At 48.0% G+C, this 1,240-nt stretch carries 2 protein-coding genes; both read right to left on the bottom strand.

Annotation, left to right across the window (positions count from 1 at the left end; genetic code table 11):
• On the bottom strand, positions 1–76 hold a 76-nt coding region (locus Q0338_RS11075), incomplete at its 3' end, for a twin-arginine translocation signal domain-containing protein (protein ID WP_366119821.1).
• 480 nt (positions 77–556) lie between these two features.
• Positions 557–1,240, bottom strand: a 684-nt coding sequence (gene hemC / locus Q0338_RS08025) for a hydroxymethylbilane synthase (RefSeq protein WP_298086295.1), incomplete at its 5' end; no start/stop codon positions are given.

Raw genomic sequence — 1,240 nt, 5'->3', positions numbered from 1 at the left:
TAGGTAGCGCCGCAGCTCCCGAAACGGCGGCAAATTTTAAGAAATTTCGTCTTTTTGGATACTTTAAAAATATCACGCGTCAAATTTGACCTATAAATTTACCTTAAGACGTCTTAAAAAGATAGCATTTAGAATTTGATCAAAGCCGCTCTGTCATTATAAACTCGCCAGTGTTCATCTGTGGCAAACCAGCCTCGTCCTGGACGCGCAAAAGTCGAGTCTTATTATCTGTCACGCCACTGATAATAAGTTTAAAAATTTATCCTCTTTATAGGCGTGTAATAGGTGCAACTTTTTAGTATCAGGCTATGCCGTTTCGGCGTTTTTAGAAGTAAGCGAGATACGAAATATCCCGCTAAAATCGCTGCTTTGCCCGAGCTTCGCGATATTTATCTAGCCAAATTTACTCGGCGAGTAAAAGTTATTTTTAAGGCGGTCACGCATGTTGCCTTTAAAATAAATATTATTGTAGAAATTTTATGGGTAAAAAACGAGCGTACAGGCTCTAAATAAACCTACGCAAAAAGCGAGAAGAAAAAGCCCATGCGGATTTCCCTCACAAATTAGCCATCTCCTCGGCGCGTTTTAGCAGCTCTTTTGCGCCCCTGCCGATAAATATCCGTCCAAGCTCGGCGCCCACGCTTTTCCATTCGCTTTTTTGCGCGACGATATTTTCGCGTATGCTCTCGCTACCGTCGGGTAGTCCCACGACCGCGCGTATCTCGATCTTATCGCCGTTTAAATTTGCATTTACGCCGATAGGCACCTGGCAGCCGCCCTCTAGCATCGCGACGAAATCGCGCTCCACGGTCGTCTCTATCACGGCTTTTTCGTCTTTTAGGAACTCTATCAAATTTAAAATTTCAGCGTCCTCTCTAGCCTCGATACCAAGCGCCCCCTGCCCCATCGCAGGCACCATCTGATCTAGCTCAAACGGCACGATATGCGCGACTTCGGAGCGTAAATTTAAGCGGTTCACGCCCGCCATCGCTAGGATAATCGCGTCAAATTCGCCCTCTTTTAGCTTGCGCAGGCGGGTTTGGACGTTGCCTCGCAGCGAGATTATCTCAAGATCCGGACGCATCGATAAAAGCTGCATTTTGCGGCGCAGGCTCGTCGTACCCACGCGCGCGCCCTGGGGCAGATCCTCAAATTTAGCGTATTTTTCGCTTAGCATCGCGTCCCTCACGTCCTCGCGCGAGCAGATCGCCGCCAACACCAGCCCCTCTGGAAAAACGAC

The sequence above is a fragment of the uncultured Campylobacter sp. genome (assembly GCF_938018145.1).
Taxonomy (GTDB): Bacteria; Campylobacterota; Campylobacteria; order Campylobacterales; family Campylobacteraceae; genus Campylobacter_A.
Note: the sequence above shows the minus strand (reverse complement) of the source record. Positions and strands in the feature narration are given on the sequence as shown.